Annotated in this window: 10 protein-coding genes; 1 reads left to right on the forward strand and 9 read right to left on the reverse strand. The window is 73.8% G+C overall.

Going from position 1 to position 19155, the window contains the following annotated elements:
- Nucleotides 1-93: 93 nt before the first annotated feature.
- From IE260_RS19300 to IE260_RS19340, 9 genes are all read right to left on the reverse strand, one after another.
- The gene (locus tag IE260_RS19300) at nucleotides 94-1911 is read right to left on the reverse strand and encodes a GMC oxidoreductase (protein ID WP_189873537.1); all 1818 of its coding nucleotides are present in this window, start codon (nucleotides 1909-1911) and stop codon (nucleotides 94-96) included.
- Nucleotides 1912-1948: 37 nt separating this feature from the next.
- Nucleotides 1949-3562, reverse strand: a complete 1614-nt coding sequence (locus tag IE260_RS19305) for a succinic semialdehyde dehydrogenase (RefSeq protein WP_189873539.1) — start codon at nucleotides 3560-3562, stop codon at nucleotides 1949-1951.
- Between the two features lie 145 nt (nucleotides 3563-3707).
- Nucleotides 3708-5966, reverse strand: coding sequence for a serine/threonine-protein kinase (locus tag IE260_RS43080; protein ID WP_373303363.1), 2259 nt, complete (start codon nucleotides 5964-5966; stop codon nucleotides 3708-3710).
- Nucleotides 5967-6007: 41 nt separating this feature from the next.
- Nucleotides 6008-7717, reverse strand: coding sequence for a serine/threonine-protein kinase (locus tag IE260_RS19315; protein ID WP_189873541.1), 1710 nt, complete (start codon nucleotides 7715-7717; stop codon nucleotides 6008-6010).
- 81 nt (nucleotides 7718-7798) lie between these two features.
- The gene (locus tag IE260_RS19320; RefSeq protein WP_189873543.1) at nucleotides 7799-8962 is read right to left on the reverse strand and encodes a serine/threonine-protein kinase; all 1164 of its coding nucleotides are present in this window, start codon (nucleotides 8960-8962) and stop codon (nucleotides 7799-7801) included.
- Nucleotides 8963-9037: 75 nt separating this feature from the next.
- Nucleotides 9038-10738, reverse strand: a complete 1701-nt coding sequence (locus IE260_RS19325; RefSeq protein WP_189873684.1) for a serine/threonine-protein kinase — start codon at nucleotides 10736-10738, stop codon at nucleotides 9038-9040.
- Nucleotides 10739-10889: 151 nt separating this feature from the next.
- Nucleotides 10890-13535, reverse strand: a complete 2646-nt coding sequence (locus IE260_RS19330; RefSeq protein ID WP_189873545.1) for a serine/threonine kinase C-terminal domain-containing protein — start codon at nucleotides 13533-13535, stop codon at nucleotides 10890-10892.
- A gap of 153 nt (nucleotides 13536-13688) precedes the next feature.
- On the reverse strand, nucleotides 13689-15650 hold the full coding sequence (locus IE260_RS19335; RefSeq protein WP_189873686.1) for a serine/threonine-protein kinase: 1962 nt from the start codon (nucleotides 15648-15650) through the stop codon (nucleotides 13689-13691).
- Nucleotides 15651-15855: 205 nt separating this feature from the next.
- A complete protein-coding gene (locus IE260_RS19340) occupies nucleotides 15856-17562 on the reverse strand; it encodes a glycerol-3-phosphate dehydrogenase/oxidase (RefSeq protein ID WP_189873547.1) in 1707 nt (568 codons plus the stop codon).
- A gap of 288 nt (nucleotides 17563-17850) precedes the next feature.
- On the opposite strand from IE260_RS19340, the gene IE260_RS19345 reads away from it, so the two are divergent.
- Nucleotides 17851-19059 (forward strand): nucleotide sugar dehydrogenase, encoded by a 1209-nt coding sequence (locus IE260_RS19345; protein WP_189873549.1) that lies wholly within the window; start codon nucleotides 17851-17853, stop codon nucleotides 19057-19059.
- The last annotated feature ends 96 nt before the right edge of the window (nucleotides 19060-19155 follow it).

Below are 19155 nucleotides of genomic sequence, written 5' to 3' on the forward strand. Positions count from 1 at the left end.
TCTCCGTCTCTCCCGCTTCTGCGGTCTCCCTACTTCTTCGTCTCCCTACTTCTTCGTCTCCCTACTTCTTCGTCTCCCTACTTCTTCGTCTCCCTACTTCTTCGGCGGCACCGCCGGGATCCCCAGGAACGGCAGCCGCAGCGCGCCGAACGACTCCGCCGGGACCGCGGGGGACTTCGGCTCGACGGCGCCGAGGCGTTCGTACGCCGCTCCCTGTTCGGGGCGCGGGTCGGCCTCGCCCTTGTTCGGCCAGTACGACATCGCCCGCTCCGCCTGCGCCGTGATGGTCAGGGACGGGTTCACGCCGAGGTTCGCCGAGACCGCGGCACCGTCGACGACCGAGATGCCGGGGTGGCCGTACAGGCGGTGGTAGGGGTCGATCACGCCGGTCTCGCGGGAGGCGCCGATCGGGCAGCCGCCGAGGAAGTGGGCGGTGAGCGGGGTGCCCATCAGCTCGCCGACGTTGGAACCGGCGAAGCCGTTGATCTCGGCGGCGAGCGCGGAGGCGCCCTCGGTCGCGGCCTTGATCTGCTTCGGGTTGGGCGAGCCGTGGCCCTGGCGGGCGGTGAGCAGGCCCTTGCCGACGCCGGTCGGCTTCAGATACGTCGTCAGGGAGTTGTCCACCGACTGCATCACCAGGCCGATGATGGTGCGCTCCGACCAGCGGCGGTTGGACAGCGAGCGCAGGACCAGCGCCGGGTGCCTGGCGGCGTGGGCCAGGAATCCCAGGACGCGGCTCGCGCCCGAGCCGGACTCGCCGGCGTAGGGGACCTGGAGGATCGACAGTCCGCCCATCGAGTTGGAGCCCTTGCCGTAACGGACCGGCTCGATGTGGGTGTTGGCGTCGGGATGGATCGAGGACGTGATGGCGACGCCCCGCGTGAAGTCGGCCCGCGGCTGTCCGGTGAGCTTCCGGTAGCGGCGGTCGTCGGTCTGGGCGCCGACCAGGGCCTCGGAGTTGGTGCGGGTCAGCTCGCCGAGCCGGTCGGATATGTACGGCAGCTGGCCGCCCGCCTTCATGCGGTGCAGCAGTGTCTGCGTGCCGTACGTGCCGGCGGCGAGGACGACGCGGCGGGCCGTGAAGGTGCGGCCCGCGCCCTTCTTCCGCCGGTCGGTGGGGAGCGTCGCGATCGCGTATCCGCCGCGCGAGTCGTCCGTGACCGAGACGACGGTGGTCATCGGGTGCACGACGGCGCCCGCCTTCTCGGCGAGGTACAGGTAGTTCTCGTTGAGGGTGTTCTTCGCGCCGTGGCGGCAGCCGGTCATGCACTCGCCGCACTCGTTGCAGGCCCTGCGGGCCGGGCCCGCGCCGCCGAAGTAGGGGTCGGGCACCTGCTCGCCCGGCTTCGCCTTCACCGTTCCGTCCGCGTCCTGACCGTCGCCGAAGAAGACACCGACCGGTGCCATGTGGAAGGTGTCGCCGACGCCCATCCGTTCGGCGGCGGCCTTCAGGTGCACGTCGGACGGGGTCATGGTCGGGTTCAGCCGGACGCCGAGCATGCGCTGCGCCTGGTCGTAGTACGGCGCCAGCTCCTCCTGCCAGTCGGTGATGTCGCGCCACTGGGGGTCGTCGAAGAAGGGCTTCGGCGGTACGTAGAGGGTGTTGGCGTAGTTGAGGGAGCCGCCGCCGACCCCCGCACCTGCCAGGACCATGACATTCCCGAGCAGGTGGATGCGCTGGAGGCCGAACATGCCGAGCTTCGGCGCCCAGAGGTAGTTCTTCAGGTCCCAGGAGTTCTTCGGCAGCGACTCCCGGGTGAAGCGGCGGCCCGCTTCCAGGACACCGACCCTGTACCCCTTTTCCGTCAGGCGGAGGGCGGACACGGAACCGCCGAAGCCGGAGCCCACGACTAGGACGTCGTAGTCGTACCCGTTCTCGTCCCGGGTCTGGACATACTTCTCCTGCGACACGTGCTCTCCTCGTCGAGAACGGGCGTTGGTCAGGGGGTCAGCGGAAGCGGAACGCCTTCATCAGGCGCAGGCTCCGGCTCATGAACGCCGCGTACTGCTCGTCGTCCATACCGAGCGACGGGGCCATCGGCAGCAGCCGCTGGTGGGCGACCGTCTGGGCCTCGGTGTACTTGAGGATGCCCTCGGAGCCGTGCCGGCGACCGAGGCCGGAGTCCTTCATGCCGCCCATCGGGGACTGGACGCTGCCGTAGGCGGGCGCGTAGCCCTCGTTGATGTTGACGGTGCCGGTGCGCAGCCGGGCGGCGATCTCGCGGCCGCGCCGGGCGTCCTTCGTCCAGACCGAGGAGTTCAGGCCGTACGGCGTGGAGTTGGCGTGCTCGACCGCCTCGTCCTCGGTCTTGAAGCGGTGGACGGAGACGACCGGGCCGAAGGTCTCCTCGGTGCACACGGCCATCGGTGCCACAACACCGTCCAGGATGGTCGGCTCGTAGAAGTACGGGCCGACGTCCGGGCGGGCGACGCCGCCTGCGACGAGCTTCGCGCCCCGCTCGACGGCGTCCTCCACGTGCCGCTTGACCGTCTCCAGTTGCCGCTCCCCCACCAGCGAGCCCATGTCGGCGCCGTAGGCGAGGGAGGTGCCGAGGCGCATGGCCTTCGTGCGGGTGGCGAAGCGCTCCAGGAAGGCGTCGGCGACCGACTCGTGGACGTAGAGCCGCTCGATGGAGATGCAGAGCTGGCCGGCCGAGGAGAAGCACGCGCGCACGGCGCCCGCCGCGGCCTTCTCGATGTCGGCGTCCTCCAGCACCAGCATGGCGTTCTTGCCGCCGAGTTCGAGGGAGACGCCGACCAGGCGGGCGGCGGCGCCCTGGGCGACCTCGCGGCCGGTACGGGTGGAACCGGTGAAGGAGACGTAGTCGGCGTGCTTGACGACCTCGGGGCCGATGACCGGTCCGTCGCCGAGGACGACCTGGAAGACCTCGGCGGGCAGGCCGGCCTCGACGAGGAGGTCACGCGCCCACAGGGCGGTCAGGCAGGTCTCGGTGTCGGGCTTCATCACGACCGCGTTGCCCGCGACGAACGCCGGGAGCGCGTCGCCGACGGACAGCTCCAGCGGGTAGTTCCAGGGGGCGATCTGGCCGACGACACCGCGCGGGTGACGCAGTTCGGTGACCTTCGTCAGGGTCGGTACGGCACCCATGTGCCGCTTCGGCTTCAGGTACGCGGCGGCGCGGCGGCCGTAGTGCCGGGCGGCGACGGCGACGGCCTGCACCTCCTCGTGGGCGTGCAGGCGGGCCTTGCCGGTCTCCAGCTGGATGAGGTCGAGGACCTCGGCCTGGCGCTCCAGCACCAGGTCGTGGAAGCGGAGCAGGACGGCGGCGCGCTGCCGTACCGGCGTCTGCGCCCACACCGCCTGTGCCGTGCGGGCCAGCTCGAAGGCCCTGGTCACGTCCTCGGGCTTCGACTCGGGCAGGTCGGCCAGCTTCTCGCCGGTGAACGGGGTGTGGTTGGCCGTGCGCCCGGAGCCGACCACACCCTTGGTGAGCTGGGCGACCAGCTCGGGCGTCACCACGTCGGCGGCGGTGCGGGCGCCCTCGGGGGCGGGGGCGAGGGGATTCGTGCCGGTCTTTTCCGGGGCCTGCGCGTCCGTCATGAGCCGCAGGGTATGACGCGGCGGGAGCTTTGTGTACCCGTCGGTAATCGAGATTCACCGAGTGCTCACACACTGCCAGTGATCGCTGGCAACGAACGCCCTGATCAGCGCGTTGTACAAGAAGCTCCGGGCCGGTCCGGCCGTGTCAATTCTTTCCGATCCGGAGCCGGTCACGCGCTCCCTTGAACACCTCGGTGCCCTTCTTCTCGTCCGGCGTGCCCTTGGGCATGTCGACGCGCAGCTCGTACATGCGGCTGTCGTCGGTGAGGACGATCAGCTCCATGACGCGGGTCGGGGAGCCGTCGTGGCCGTAGGTGGTGTCGGCGAGAACCGCCTCGTACCCCTGGAGGCCGGTCGGGGTGTACTGCGTCCGCGCGTCGCCCATGTAGCCGTCCCAGCCCCGGTGCGCCTCCTGCGCCTGGGCCATCGGGGCGCGGGGGGCCCGGTCCCACTGGGTCAGACGGACCTGGACGGATCCGTCGCCGTCCTCGTAGACCGCGATCCTGGGCTGGTCGTCGGGGCCGCCCTCCCGGGCGAACTCGAGGTACTCGCCGGGGAGGGAGAGAACGGCGTCCATGTCCTTCTCCCGGTGGGCGACCCAGGCGTCGGCGGCGGGCGCGGGCCGGGCGGAGGAGGCAGCGGCAGTGGCGGACGGGGTGGTGCGGACCGACCCGTCCGTGACGGTCCCGCCGTCGCCGCCGTCGCCGCCGTCGAGGAGGAAAGCGACGGACACCACGGCACCGACGAGCAGCCCCGCGCCGATCAGGACGAGGGATGCGGTACGGCCCCTCCGCCGACGAGGCACGACCGGGACGGACGCGGTCCGGGGCGCCTCCGCGGGGGCGGGCGCGGTACGAGACTCCTCCGCGGGGGCGGGCGCGGTACGGGGCGCCTCCGCGGCGACAGGAGCGGGCGCGGTACGAGATCCCTCGACGGCGGCCGGGACAGACGCGGTACGGGACTCCTCCGCGGCCGCCGCGACCGGCGCGGTACGGGGCGCCTCCGCGGCGACAGGAGCGGGCGCGGTACGGGGCGCCTCCGCAGCGGCAGGAGGGAGCGCGATACGGGGAGCCTCTGCAGCGGCAGGGGCGGGGCCGGGCTGCTGAGCAGGCGCTACGGGCCGTCGGTGGGGCGCCTGCGGCGGAAGGCCGGCTCCCGTCCGGGCCGGCCGTCGCCCCTCCGGCGACGGGCCCGCGGCGGCGCCGGGCTTCTCCGGGGCGGCGGCGTCCGGCGGCAAGTTCCCGTCCCGGAGAGGGGCCACGTCCAGCGGCGAGTCCCCGTCCCGGAAAGGCGCCACGTCGGCAGCCGACCCCCCGTCCCGGACGGCGACCGCATCCGACGGCCGTTCCGCAGTGCCGGTGGCATGCGGACGTGTGTCCTCGCTTCGTGCCTCCGCGTCGGGGCCCGGGTGGGTGGACTCGGGCGTCAGGCGTACGGTGCCCGTGTCGTGTGCCGAGTCCGGCATCTCGTCGGGTCGTTGCGGCTCCGCCGGCCCGGGCTCCGGCGCCGGCCACTCCTCGGTCGCCCCGTCCAGGCCCTTGGCGACCTCCTCGGCGGACGGCCGCTGCCCGGGCTCCTTCGCCAACAGCCCCACGATCAGCGGCCCGAGCGGCCCGGCGTTCACCGGCTCGGGCGGGTCGGCGGCCAGCACGGCGGCGAGGGTGGACTCCAGCGTCGTACGGCGGAAGGGCGACCAGCCCTCGACGGCCGCATACAGCAGGACGCCCAGGGACCACAGGTCCGAGGCGGGTCCGGCGATGCGGCCCGACATCCGCTCGGGGGCGACGAACTCCAGCGAGCCGACGAACTCCCCGCTGACGGTGAGGGATTCCTCGCCCTGGACATGCGCGATGCCGAAGTCGGTGAGGACGACGCGGCCGTGCGGGCCGAGCAGGACGTTGGCCGGTTTCACGTCCCGGTGGACGATCCCCACGGCGTGGGCCGCGCGCAGCGCGCCGAGGACGGCGCGGCCGATCCCGGCGGCCTCGGCGGCCGGCAGCGGGCCGCGCCGGAGCCTGTCGTGCAGGGATTCGCCGCGGACCAGCTCCATGACGATCCACGGCAGCCCGTCCGGCCCGGGTGGCGCCGGCGATCCGTCGGGGCCGGTCGTCCCCTGGAGGCCGGGCTCCTCCACGACGACGTCGTGGATGGAGACCGCGGCCGGGTGGTCGACGCGGGCGGCGGCGCGGGCCTCCCGGTAGAGCCGGTGGGCGGCCCGCCGGTGACTCTCGTCGCCCGGCCCGCCCGGCAACCGCGGCTCCTTGACGGCGACTTCACGCTCCACGCGTTCGTCGAGCGCCCGCCACACGGTCCCCATGCCGCCCGAGCCGATGCGCTCGATCAGGCGGTACCTCCCGCCGACCAGCCGACCTTCAGAGCCCCTGCCGTCCCCGCCGTCGCTCATGCCCCATGAGTACCGTGCGGGACGCCCGCTTGTCGACGCGCTCAGAGCCGGTCGACCTCCCAGCTGCCGATCACCGTCCGGGCGATCTCGCGTCCCTCGTCGGCGAAGTAGCCCTTGCCCGGGTAGTCGATCCAGAGCCGGTACATGTCACCGTTGCCGGCGCGGTAGTAGAGGATCCGGAACTCGCGCTCGCGGGGGTTCTGGGTGTCCGCGGTGGTGTAGGTGATGGTGTTCTCGGCGGCCTTGCGGTCCTTGTACTTGGTCTCCTTGGGCTCGCCCTCGGGCGCGGGCTTGTCGGCGAAGTTCCAGGAGTACTCGCCGTCCTTGAGCACGTCCCAGTCCGCCCAGGCCTGGGCCGTCGCGGACTCGGGGATCTCGTTCGCCTCGTCGTCCTTCTTGATGTCGCGGTCCACGTAGACCGTCACCGCGCCGCTCGGGTCGGTGAACGTCTCGTTGGTGCCGTCCCAGTCGTCGGGGTGCGGCTGCTTGACGAACGTGGCCGGCACGCCGACGCCCACCCCGATCTTCCCGGCGAGTTCGTGCTGCTTCCACCCGTCCGGCAACGGTCCCGCGAACGGGTCCGTGATCACCAGGTACGCCGCCACCGCCGCGGCGACGACCGCCGCGCCGAGGCCGATCCACGCCTTGCGGCCGAGCCTGACGCCGCCCCGGCCCGGCCCGGCCACCTGGACCACCTGCGTGGGCTGCGGGGCGGGCGGGTTGGCCGCGGCGTCCAGCAGGGCGCGCACCCGGGCGGCGTTCGGGCGGCGGGCCGGGTCCTTGTCCAGCAGGCCGGTGATGACCTCCGCCAGCGGGCCCTGCGCGGAGGCGGGCGCCGCGGGCGTGGCGTTGAGCACCGACTGGAGCGTGGCGGGCGTGTTGCTGCGACGGAACGGCGAGACGCCCTCCGTCGCCGCGTACAGCACCACGCCCAGCGACCACAGGTCGCTCGCGGGGCCGGGGCGCTGGCCCAGCACCCGTTCCGGCGCGATGTACTCGGGCGAGCCGACGAAGCCGCCGGTGTCGGTCAGGTTGGTCTCGCCCTCGATCTGGGCGATGCCGAAGTCGGTGAGGACGACCCGGTCGTGCCGGCCGAGCAGCACGTTGTCGGGCTTCACGTCCCGGTGCAGGATGCCGGCGGCGTGCGCGGCCTCCAGCGCGCCGAGCACCTCCAGACCGATGCGCGCGGCCTCGCGGGCGCTCAGGGTGCCCTCCTGGAGCGCGTCGCCCAGCGAGCGGCCCCGCACCAGCTCCATGACGATCCACGGCCGGCCGTCCACCACCGCCACGTCGTGCACGCTGACCACCGAGGGGTGGTCGAGGCGGGCCGCGGCGCGGGCCTCGCGCCGCATCCGCTCGAAGGCGTTGTCCCGTTCACGTTCGGGAAGGTGGTCGGGGACGCGGGGTTCCTTGACGGCGACCTCGCGGTCCACCGTCTCGTCCTTCGCGCGCCACACCGTCCCCATGCCGCCGTGCCCGAGCTTGGCGAGCAGCCGGTAGCGGCCGGCGATGAGCCGCCCCGCACCCGGGTCCGTCGCGGATGCCAACGGTGACGTGGCGTGCGGCTGTGGGGCCGGGGACGGGGCCGGGACGTGTGCGTGCGGCGGGGACTGCGGCGGCACGACCTGGGTCGGCGCCGCGTACGGGTTGCCGGGATGCGGCACGGCGTTGGGCGGGTTCGGGTTCGGCGGTTGCAGACCAAAACTCGTCGGTTCGTCCGGCCCGTTGCGGGCTCCCCCGTTGTTGCTCATGGGGTCATGCATATCGCGCCCGGGACTTCGGGATCCACCGCGTGTGCCCCGTGGTCACAGACCCGTGACCCGCACCGCCGCTTATCTCCCGTTTGGGTGTGTTCGAGGTGCCGTGGAAGTCGCCGGGGCCGCCGGAGACGCCGGGCGGGTCACGGTGACCGTCGCGCCGGGGACCGCGGAGGAGGGCGGGGAGGCGGAGGGGGAAACGGCGGGGGAGGACGGGGCGGTGGTCGTGGGTGTCTCGGGCGCCGTGCTCGTCGGCTTGCCGTCCCCCTCGCCGTTCCCCTCCGCGAGCAGCGCCGCCGCGGAGATGCCGGCCCCCGCCGCCGCGGCGACCAGTAACACCGCCATGAGCACGCCCCGCGTGGTGTACCGGCGCTCACCGGTGCGCTGCGGCACGGGCGTCCGGCCCGTGGCGAGGAAGGCCCGCAGCATGCGTTCCGCCTCCGTCGCGTCCATCCGGCGGACGGGATCGCGTTCGAGCAGGCCCCGTACGACGGGCAGGATCGGCCCGGCCTGCGCGGGCGGGTGGATCTCCTCCGAGACCACGGCGTGCAGGACGCCGCCGAGCGAGTCGCGGTGGAACGGCGACGCGCCGCTGAGGATCGCGCACAGCAGCACGCCCAGCGACCACAGGTCGGACTCCGGCCCGGTCCCGGCACCGGACATCCGCTCGGGGGCGGTGTACTCGGGCGAGCCGACGAAGGAGCCGGTCTCGGTGAGTGTGGTGGCGCCCGCGACCTGGGCGACGCCGAAGTCGGTGAGCACGACCCGGCCGTCCTCGGCGACCAGCACGTTCGACGGTTTCACGTCCCGGTGCAGGATCCCGGCCGCGTGCGCGGTGCGCAGGGCGCCGAGCAGCGCGACGCCGATCCGGGCGGCCTCCGCCGCGTCGACCGGGCCGTGCGCGTTGACGCGGTCGGCGAGGGAACCGCCGTCGACCAGTTCCATGACCATGTACGCGCGTTCGTCGTCCTCGACGACGTCGTGCACGACGATGACGTGCGGGTGACGGAGCTGTGCGACGGCCCGGGCCTCGCGCAGGGTGCGCTCGCGACGCCGTCGCGCCTCGGCGGCGGAGAGGCTCTCGTCGAGGGGGAGCGCCTTGACGGCGACCTGCCGGCCGAGCAGTTCGTCGGTCGCCCGCCACACGATGCCCATGCCGCCGCGTCCGAGCCGCGCCTGAAGCCGGTAACGGCCCGCGATGACACGCCCGCCCGCCTCCTCGGTCACCATGCGCACCATGATGCCCCAACGGACCCACCCGCTCCGGGCTGCTGTGACGCGGGTGGCCGACAACAGGCGCCCGTACGGCCCGGCTCAGGCGGTCCTCTCCTGCCAGCTCCGCAGTACGGACCCGAACTGTTCGCGCGTGGTCGCCCAGTCCTGCGCGGGTGAGGACATGTAGATGGCGTACTCGACGCCGTCCCGCGACATGTACATCTCCTCCACGGCACGCCGTGGTCCGGGGAATTGGGTGTCCTTCGCCAGGGCGGTCCAGGTGTACTCCCACCGGGCGCTGTCCCGGTCGCGGTAGGTGGTGCGCTCCAGCGTCAGCCGCCGGTAGTCGACCAGCCGTTGGAGCTGCTGTTCCAGGTCGAGCTGGTGTGCGTACGGGTCGTCGAAGTCGGGCGCGGTGTCCACGGCTATGCGGATGAAGTGCTCGCCGCCGTCGGGGGTGTAGTCGATCTGCTGGAGGTCGCCGTCCGCGTCGAGCTCCTGCCTCTCCCAGCCCTCGGGCAGGGACAGGCTGAAACCCAGCGGGTCGTCGTGGCGGACCCAGCCGTCCGGGACCGAGTCCGCGGGGTCCTTGCCGGCCGTCGCCGTGGGCGTCGGGGCCGGGGTCGGCGTCCGGGTCGCGGCGTTGTGCTCCGCGCCCCGGCCCTCGTCCGACGCCCGCAGCAGCACCGCGGTGCCTGCGCCGACGAGGGCGGCGACGGCGACCACCAGGGCGAGGGTGCGCAGGCGGCGGCGCCGGGGGCGTACGGGGGCGCTGCCCGTGGGACCGGCCGGGGCGTACCCCGGCGCCGTCGCGCCGGTCGTCATGGACCCCGCCGCCGGCCCCATCGCCGTGGGCCCCACGGCCGTCGGCCCGGTCGCCGGCGGATACGGCGTCGACGTGGCCGGCGGACGCTGGTCGACCGGACCGGCCGGCCGGCCGGCGCCCGAGTGCTGCGTGGGCACGTACGCCTGGGCCGCGTCCGGCCGCCGTCCCTCGGCCGCCTCGGCGAGCATCTGCTCCGTCTCGGTCACGTCGGGGCGGGTGGCCGGATCCTTGCGCAGCAGGGCGCTGATGACGGGCCCGAGCGGACCGGCGTACCGCGGCTCGGGCGCCTCCTCCTCGACGACCGCCTGCATGGTGGACAGCGGTGACGTGCGGCGGAACGGCGACCTGCCCTCCACCGCCGTGTAGAGCGTCGCGCCCAGCGCCCACAGGTCGGAGGCGGGTCCCGGGTCGTGGCCGCGGACTCGCTCGGGCGCCAGGTAGTCGACCGAGCCGACGACCTCGCCCGTCCTCGTGATGGTGCTGTCGCCCTCGATCTGCGCGATGCCGAAGTCGGTGAGCAGGACGCGCCCGTCGTGGGAGAGCAGGACGTTGCCCGGCTTGACGTCGCGGTGCAGGACGCCCGCGGTGTGCGCGGCACGCAGGGCGCGCAGCACCCACAGGCCGATGCGCGCCGCCTCCCGCGGTTCGACGCGCTCCTCGTCCCTGACCGCGTCGGCCAGCGAGCGGCCCTCGACCAGCTCCATCACGATCCACGGCCGGCCGTCGTGTTCGAGCACGTCGTGCACGGTGACGACGGCCGAGTGGTTGATCCGCGCCGCGGCGCGCGCCTCACCCCGGGTGCGCGCGAGCAGTATCGCCCGGTCGCTCTCGGAGACGTAGTGCGCGGCGGTCAACTCCTTGATGGCGACGGACCGGTGCAGCACCTCGTCGTGGGCGCGCCACACCCGGCCCATGCCGCCACTGCCGATGGACTCGCCGAGCCGGTAGCGGCTCGCGACGAGCCGGCCCTGCATCTGATTCACGTTGCCCCGCAATGGTCTTGTCAGGGCCAGACTAGGGACCGGCCCCCCTCCGGGGAACCGGTGGGGCACCCTGGAGACCGCTCTGTGACGGTTGTCGCTTCCCGTGACGGGAGGCAACCACGGTGATGTCTGTACGGATTCGTCAGCCGGTGTACTGGTACGTCGCCGACGCCTGGTCGTACAGCCGGGTCACCTCGTCCCGCTCCGCCTCCGGTCCGCGCACCTGCACGACGTGGTAGCGGCCGTCGATCAGCATGGCGAGGTTGCGCACGTACAGTTCGCCCCCGTCCTCGCCGGTCCAGGTGAACTGCCCCTCCGCCATGGTCCGTCCGCCCACCTCGATGGTCTTCAGCCCGCTGGAGGTGGCCCAGCTCGACGCGCGGTACGGCTCCAACTCGCGTTCGGAATCCCGCTGGTAGGCCATGGGGTCGCCGCCGTACTCGTCCGAGCCGTCCCGGCCGGGGACCACGATGAGCTCGAAGTCGCCCTTGGCGTACACCACCTGACCGCGCCCGTTGCGCGGCGTGCGGTCCCAGCCCTCGGCGACGGCGACGCGGAATCCCTCCGGGTCCTTGCGCAGGGCGAAGCCGTCGGCGACCTCGGGGCCGGTGGTCTGCGTCTCGGCCGAACCGGCGGACTCGGTGGGGCCGGTGTCGTCCGTCGGGGAGGTGCCCTCCGGCCGGGGTTCGCGGCCGGCGTCCGGTGACCGCGCGGGCGGTGCCTGGCTCGCCTCACCGACGGCACCCGTGCGGTCCGGGCCGTCCGCGCCGCTCGTGTCGCTCTTCGGCATGAAGAGCATGGCGTACGCGATCGCCCCGGCCAGGGCGAGCAGTATCAGCACGAGCAGGAGCCGGCCGAGGCTGCGCGGGGAACGCTCCTGCTGTCTGGCCCGCTTGTGCCGCCCGTGGTGCGCGGGCAGCTGGGCACGCCGTTTGCGCACCAGCTCGCCGCGGCGGCGTACGATCGGCAGCCGGCTCGTGTCGGCGGGCGGGGCGGGGACGACGTGCAGGCCGGCCTCCGGCTCGGGTGCCGAGCGCACCAGTGAGCGCAGCCAGCCGCGCAGTTCCTCGAAGTCGATGCGTTCGGTGGGGTCCTGACGCAGCAGCGACTCCACGACCGGGCGCAGCGGCCCGCACTCCTCGGCGAAGGCCGGCGGCTCCGCGCACACGATCTGCACCAGCTCGGCGGTGGACTCCTCCGGGTAGGGCGCGTGGCCCTGTACGGCCCTGAAGAGCAGCGCGCCGAGCGCCCACAGGTCGGTCGCGGGTCCGATGGGCGGCGCGAGCTGCCAGTTCTCGTGCACCGGGCCGGCCTGCTCCGGCGCCCAGCGCTCGGTCACGGGTCCGATCACGGCCATCCGCGCCTGCCGGGCCCGCTCGGCGGCGAGTGCGGTGGCCGGGCCGCGGCGGGCGGGGCTGTGCGCGACCAGGTCGTCCCAGCGGCCGGTGGATGCGGCGGGGACGTCGGCCCTGGGCGTGGGAACGGGCGCGGTGGGCAGGGCCCGGTCGCCCGCCCGGGCGGGGACCGCGGACGGGGTCGGGGTGCCGCCGCCCGCGCGGGGCGTGGCGCCGTGCCAGGAGGCGGCGCGCACGCCGTAGGGATCGGCGATCTGCCCCGGCGGAGCGGCTTGTGCCGTGCCCTGCCCGCCCGCGTGGGCCGCATGGGCGCCGGGACCTTCGCCGGGTGCCGGGCGGCCACCGGGCGGCGCCTCGGGGCCGCTGCCGTGCGGGGCGAGGCCGTTGGCGCGGGGGGCGGGGCCGCCGTCGGGGCCCGTGCGGGCGCCCGGCAGGGCCGCGGAGGTGTTGCCCTGGGCCGCGGGGCCGTCGCCGGGTGCGGGGCGGGCGCCGGGCAGGGTGGCGCGGCCGTTCTGCGCCTCCTGGACCCGGGCCGCCGCGCGGGCTCCCGCGCGGTACGCGGCGATTGCGCCGGCCCGGGCCGCGCGGATGTCCCCGCTGGTGTCGAGCGACGTGGGGGCGAGTCCGGCCGAGGCTCCGCCCGTCCCCCCGGTTCCCGGCGCAGGCAGGCCGCCCGCCGCCCGTGCCTGGATCGCGGCTCGCCGGGCCGCCTCCGGATCGGCACCGCCGGTAACGGGCTCCCCCGCCGGAGCACCGTGCTCGGCGAAGCCCGCGGCGCCGGCCGCGTCGTCCTCCCCCTCGGGCGCGGGTACCGGGTCGTACCCGCACAGCGCCTCCTCGGCCGCCCCGACCGCCAGGCCGGTCAGCATCACGCGGCCGTCGTCGCAGACGAGCACCGTGCGCGCGGTGATGTTCCGGTGCACCCAGCCGTGGCCGTGCAGGATCCGCAGAGCCGTGAGGACGTCGGAGGCGACCTCGGCCGCCCGGTACGGCGTCAGCGGCTGCTCGGCGAGCAGCGCCGCGAGCGGCCTGGCCGACACCAGTTCGCTGACGACCCACAGCGAGCCGCCCTCGGCGAACACGTCGAAGACCTGGTCGAGCCTCGGGTGGTCGGGGATCCTGGCCGCGGCCTGCGCGGCCTCGACGGCACGCCGGACCACCGGATCGGCCGGCCGACGCGGGCCCGTGCGCGACGCCGACGACCGCTGGGCGGGGCGCCGGACGCCGCCGTCGCGGGCCGTGAAGCCTTCGGGCAGCCCTTCCGCGTCGAGCACCTCGGCCTCGACGACCTCGGGCAGCGGAACCTGCCTGATCAGGACTTCCTGCCCGCTGTAGGTGTCGAAGGCGCGGGTCTCGGTGAGTTCGTACTCGTCCGAGGGCGGCAGGGGCAGGCGGTAGCGGTCGGCGAGTACCCGTCCCGCATAGTCGTCCACGTCGCCACCCCCGGCAGCCCGTCGGTCAATTCCGTTCGCCCCGCGGCCCGTTCCGGCTGCGTACGGTCCGCAAGCACTCACGATACGTGCCGGAGGCAACCCACAAAGAGGGGATGCCAGATCTCGGGCCGGTCAAACCCGGGACCTGTCGGCTCAGGACTTGGGCTCGAACGTCTTCGTCAGCGTCCGCCACGTGTCCTTGCGCAGGTCGCCGCCCCACTCGGCGGCCTTCGCGGTGTACATCAGCGCGTATCCGAGGTGGTCGTTCACGACGAACCCCCGGTCGACGGTGCGGTACTTGGTGCCGCCGTCCGAGTAGGTGAACTCCCAGTCGGCCGCGTTCCAGCCGCGGTAGTCCACCTTCTCGATGCGGATCCTCTGGTACTGGGCGCGCACCATGTACCGCTCCTGGTTCTTCCAGTCCGCGACCGGGTCGCCCTTGGGGGTGGACGTCCAGGCGACGAGCAGCTTCTGCCCGTCCGGCCCGGTGAACCGGTCCCCCGCGGCGCCCGTCGACCGGTACTTCCAGCCCTTGGGCAGTCCGATCGCGTATCCCTGGTCGCCCTGGTGGGTGCCGGCCGCGCCGTCGTCGTCGCTCTGCCCGGAGCCGTCCGGCCCGTCCTCGGTGCCGTCGGAGGCGGTCGCACCGGAGCCCGGGGCGTCCGAGGAGGCCGGGTCCGTCGTCGCGGTGCCCTGCGCGGATCCGTCCGTCCGCGCTCCGCCGTTCTCGTCCTGCTTGGTGTCGCCGCTCGCGGTGGCGGTGGCGACCGCCTTGTCGCCGCCGCCCTTCGCGCCGTTCTCGTCGTCGCCGCCGAGGGCGAGGGCCAGCACGGTGCCGAGCACGGCGAGCGCCACGACGACCGCGATGACCACCAGCGTCCGGCGCGGCACCACGTCGGTGAGCGGCGCCCGGGGCGCCGGCCTGGGCGGCAGGTCCGGCGGCGGCATGACGGGCCAGCCGGAACTCCGGCCGGCCGCCCGGGCGTTCGCCGCCTGCCCGGCGGAGCCCGTCGCGGGTCCCGCCGCCGACGGGGACGCGGCGGTCGCCTCGGTCGTTGCGGCGGTGCCCGACGCGGCCCCGGCCGTGCCGGCGGCGGCCTTCCGCACGGAACGCAGCGCCCCGCGCAGCCGCTCCCCGGCCTCCTCGCTCCGCTTGCTCCCGGGGCCCGCCGAACCGCCCCGGCGCGCACCCTCGTCCGGCTGGGCCGGAAGCGGCACGACCTTGGTGGCGTCCACGGGCTCCGACTCGGCCGCGTGGCCGCCGGGCGCGTGGACGACCGCGTTGAGCATCGCGCGGGCGCCCGCGTCGTCGAGCCGTTTGGCGGGGTCCTTGGTGAGCAGCCCGTGGATGACGTCCCGCAACGGCCCCGCGTTCTTCGGCTCCTCCAGCGGCTCGGTCATGACCGCCGTGAGCGTCGCGATCGCGGAGCCGCGGTCGTAGGGCGGCGTTCCCTCCACGGCCGCGTACAGCAGTCCGCCCAGCGACCACAGGTCGGCGGCCGGTCCCGGCTTGTGGCCGCGGGCCCGCTCGGGGGAGATGTAGGAGGGCGCGCCGACGAGCATGCCGGTGGAGGTGATGGACGGGTCGCCCTCGACCTGGGCGATGCCGAAGTCGGTGAGCACGACGCGGCCGTCCTCGGCGATCAGCACGTTCGACGGCTTCACGTCGCGGTGCAGGATGCCCTCGCGGTGTGCGGAGCGCAGCACGTCGAGGACGGCGAGGCCGACCTCCGCGGCGCGCCGGGGCTCCAGCAGGCCGTCCTCGCGGATGACCTCGGCGAGCGACTTGCCCTCGACGAGCTCCATCACGATCCACGGCCGGTCGTCCTCGTCGACGACGTCGAAGACCGTCACGGCGCTGTTGTTGCGGATCCGCGCGATCGCCTTGGCCTCGCGCAGGGTGCGCGTGATCAGGCGCCGCTTCTCCTCCTCGTCGATGTTCCCCGGGAACCGCAGCTCCTTGACGGCGACCGTGCGCCCGAGGGTCTCGTCCTCGGCCCGCCACACCGTCCCCATGCCGCCGCGGCCGAGCACGTCTCCCAGCCGGTACCGCCCGGCGAGGAGACGTGCGCTCTTGTCCTGACGGGATGTCCCCGCCCGCTCCGCCTCCGACATGCGTCCCCTCATGCAACCCGCCCTGACAGAGCCTTCATTGTCTCTCACCCGACAAGTGCTCGACGCCCAGGGTGCCCCTCGGGGCGCCCCGCGGCCCCGCGCGCCGGAAGCGCCGGTGAACCGCACGTTCCGCCGGGGCGCGCGAGGGGTGCGGCGACGGGCCGGCGGCGGACTGACCGCATGTCACCTGCGCCGAGGCGTCCGGCTACAGCGGCACGATGTCCGGCGCACCCAGCCGGGCCGCGTCGGCCGTCAGGTCGTCCGGCTGGCGCTGCGACTCCCGCTCGGCCTCCACCCGCTTCTCGTAGTGCTGGACCTCGCGTTCGATCTGGTCCTTGTCCCAGCCCAGTACGGGTGCCATCAACTCGGCGGCGTCGCGGGCGCTGCGCGTGCCGCGGTCGAAGGTCTCGATGGAGATGCGGGTACGCCGGGTCAGTACGTCGTCGAGGTGTCGCGCCCCCTCGTGCGAGGCCGCGTACACGATCTCGGCGCGCAGGTAGTCGTCGGCGGCGTGCAGCGGTTCACCGAGGGAGGGGTCGGCGGCTATCAGCTCCAGCAGTTCCTCGGCGAGCGTGCCGTACCGGTTCAGCAGGTGCTCGACGCGCACCACGTGCAGGCCGGTGCGTGCGGCGATCCTCGCCCTGGCGTTCCACAGCGCCTGGAAGCCCTCGGCGCCCAGCAGCGGCACCTCCTCGGTGACGCAGTCGGCGACCCGCATGTCGAGCCCGTGCACCGCTTCGTCCACCGCGTCCTTGGCCATCACGCGGTACGTCGTGTACTTGCCGCCCGCCACGACCACGAGACCCGGCACCGGGTGCGCCACGGTGTGCTCGCGCGACAGCTTGCTGGTGGCGTCCGACTCGCCGGCGAGCAGCGGGCGCAGTCCCGCGTAGACGCCCTCGACGTCGTCGCGGGTGAGCGGCACGGCGAGCACCGAGTTGACGTGTTCCAGCAGGTAGTCGATGTCGGCGCTGGACGCGGCCGGGTGTGCCTTGTCGAGGTCCCAGTCGGTGTCGGTGGTGCCGATGATCCAGTGCCGGCCCCAGGGTATGACGAACAGCACGGACTTCTCGGTGCGCAGTATCAGCCCGGTGGAGGAGTTGATGCGGTCCTTGGGCACGACCAGGTGGATGCCCTTGGAGGCCCGGACGTGGAACTGTCCGCGCTCCCCCACCATCGCCTGCGTGTCGTCCGTCCACACCCCGGTGGCGTTCACGACCTGCTTGGCGCGGACCTCGTACTCCCCGCCCCCCTCGACGTCCTGGACCCGGGCGCCGACCACCCGCTCGCCCTCGCGCAGGAACCCGGTCACCCGCGCGCGGTTGGCCACGTGGGCGCCGTACGCCGCCGCCGTGCGCACCAGCGTCGCGACGAACCGGGCGTCGTCCATCTGGGCGTCGTAGTACTGCAGCGCGCCGACCAGCGCGTCCTTCTTCAACGCGGGGGCCACCCGCAGCGCGTGACGGCGGCTCAGGTGGCGGTGCAGGGGCAGGCCCCGGCCGTGCCCGCGGGCCATCGACATGGCGTCGTAGAGCGCGACGCCCGAGCCCGCGTACAGCCGCTCCCAGCCCCTGTGCTGCAGCGGGTACAGGAACGGAACCGGCTTCACCAGATGCGGCGCGAGCCGCTCCAGCAGCAGCCCGCGCTCCTTCAGCGCCTCCCGGACGAGCGCGAAGTCGAGCATCTCCAGATAGCGCAGACCGCCGTGTATCAGCTTGCTGGACCTGCTGGAGGTGCCGGACGCCCAGTCGCGTGCCTCCACCAGGCCCGTGGACAGGCCGCGGGTCACGGCGTCGAGGGCGGTGCCCGCTCCGACCACGCCCGCGCCCACCACCAGCACGTCCAGCTCGTGCTCGGCCATGGCCGCGAGCGACTCGGCGCGCTGCGCCGGCCCCAGGGTCGCTGTCCTCACTGCTGCCTCCCGCTGTCAGTCGCGTCGGCCGCACCCGTCGGGCGAAGCCCGGTTCCTGGTACCCCCCATGCCCAGATTCTGACCGGCTTGCCCGACTTCAGCCACCACGCACCCCCAGCCTGTGGACAAACCACCGGGGAACACTCCCGCCAACACTCACCGAAACATGGCGGATCAATCCCACAAGTCGGTCATATTTACTCCTAGTGTGACGTTGTGCTCGTCCATCCTGTCCACAGGGCTTGCACACCTGTCCCGCTTCGGTTCCTGAGAAGGACGGCCCACGCCATGCCCGCAGATCTCGCCGTCATCGGACTCGGCCCGTACGGCCTGCCCCTGGCCCAGGCCGCGGTCGCGGCCGGCATCCCCACGCTCGGTTACCGGACCGGCCCCGAGGCCGCCCCTCTCACCCCCGCCGAACTGCGCCGGATGCTCTCGGGGGGCTTCCGGACAGCGGCGGGCCCGGCCGAGCTGGGCCGGGTGCGCACCGCGGTCATCTGCGCACCGACCCCGCCGGCGGCGGGCGGCGGCCTCGACCTGAGCCAGGTGGAGGCCGCCGCCCACACCCTGGCCGCGCACATGCGCCCGCACACCACGGTGATCCTGGAGTCACCGGTGCACCCCGGCACGACGGAGGACTTCCTGCGCCCCGTCCTGGAGAAGGGCTCGGGGCTGCGCGCCGGCCGCGACTTCCACCTCGCCTACTCCCCCAGCCGCGCCGACCCCGGCAACCGCGAGTTCACGCCCGCCAACACCCCCAAGGTCATCGGCGGCCTCACCCCGGCCTGCACCGAGTCGGCCGCCGCCTTCTACGGCCGCCTCACCGACAAGGTGGTACGGGCGCGCGGGCCCCGTGAGGCGGAGACGGTCCAGCTGCTGGAAACCAATTTCCGCCACGTCAACATCGCCCTGGTCAACGAGATGGCCGTCCTCTGCCACGACCTGGGCGTCGACCTGTGGGACGTCGTCCGCTGCGCGGAGACCAAGCCGTTCGGCTTCCAGTCCTTCCGCCCCGGTCCCGGTGTCGGCGGCCACTCCGTCCCGCAGGACCTGGCCGGCCACGGCCCCCGCAGCCTGCGCATGGTGGAACTGGCCCGGCAGGTCAACGACCAGATGCCCCGCTACGTCGTCCAGCGCGCCGCCGCCCTGCTCAACGAGCACGGCAAGTCGGCGCGCGGCGCCCGCGTCCTCCTCCTCGGCGTCACCTACAAGGCGGACCTCGCCGACCAGCAGGCGACCCCCGCCCAGGAGATCGCGACCCGCCTGATGGAGTTCGGCGCCTCCGTCAGCTACCACGACCCGCACATCCCGTCCTGGTACGTCCTGGACCGCCCCATCCCGCGCGCCGACTCCCTGTACGAGGCCGCCGCCGACGCCGACCTGACGATCCTCCTCCAGCCCCACCGCACGTACGACCTGCAGGGCCTGTCGGTGAAGGCCCAGCTGCTGCTGGACACGCGGGGGGCCACTCCCGCGGGGGCGGCGTACCGGCTGTGAACGGCACGGTCTCGCCGCACGGGCCCGGTGAGGCCGTTCGGGGCACGGACAGCGCGAAGGGCCCGGAGCGGGCTGCTCCGGGCCCTCGACAGGCCG

This window comes from Streptomyces viridiviolaceus (assembly GCF_014650995.1).
GTDB classification, from domain to species: Bacteria; Actinomycetota; Actinomycetes; order Streptomycetales; family Streptomycetaceae; genus Streptomyces; species Streptomyces viridiviolaceus.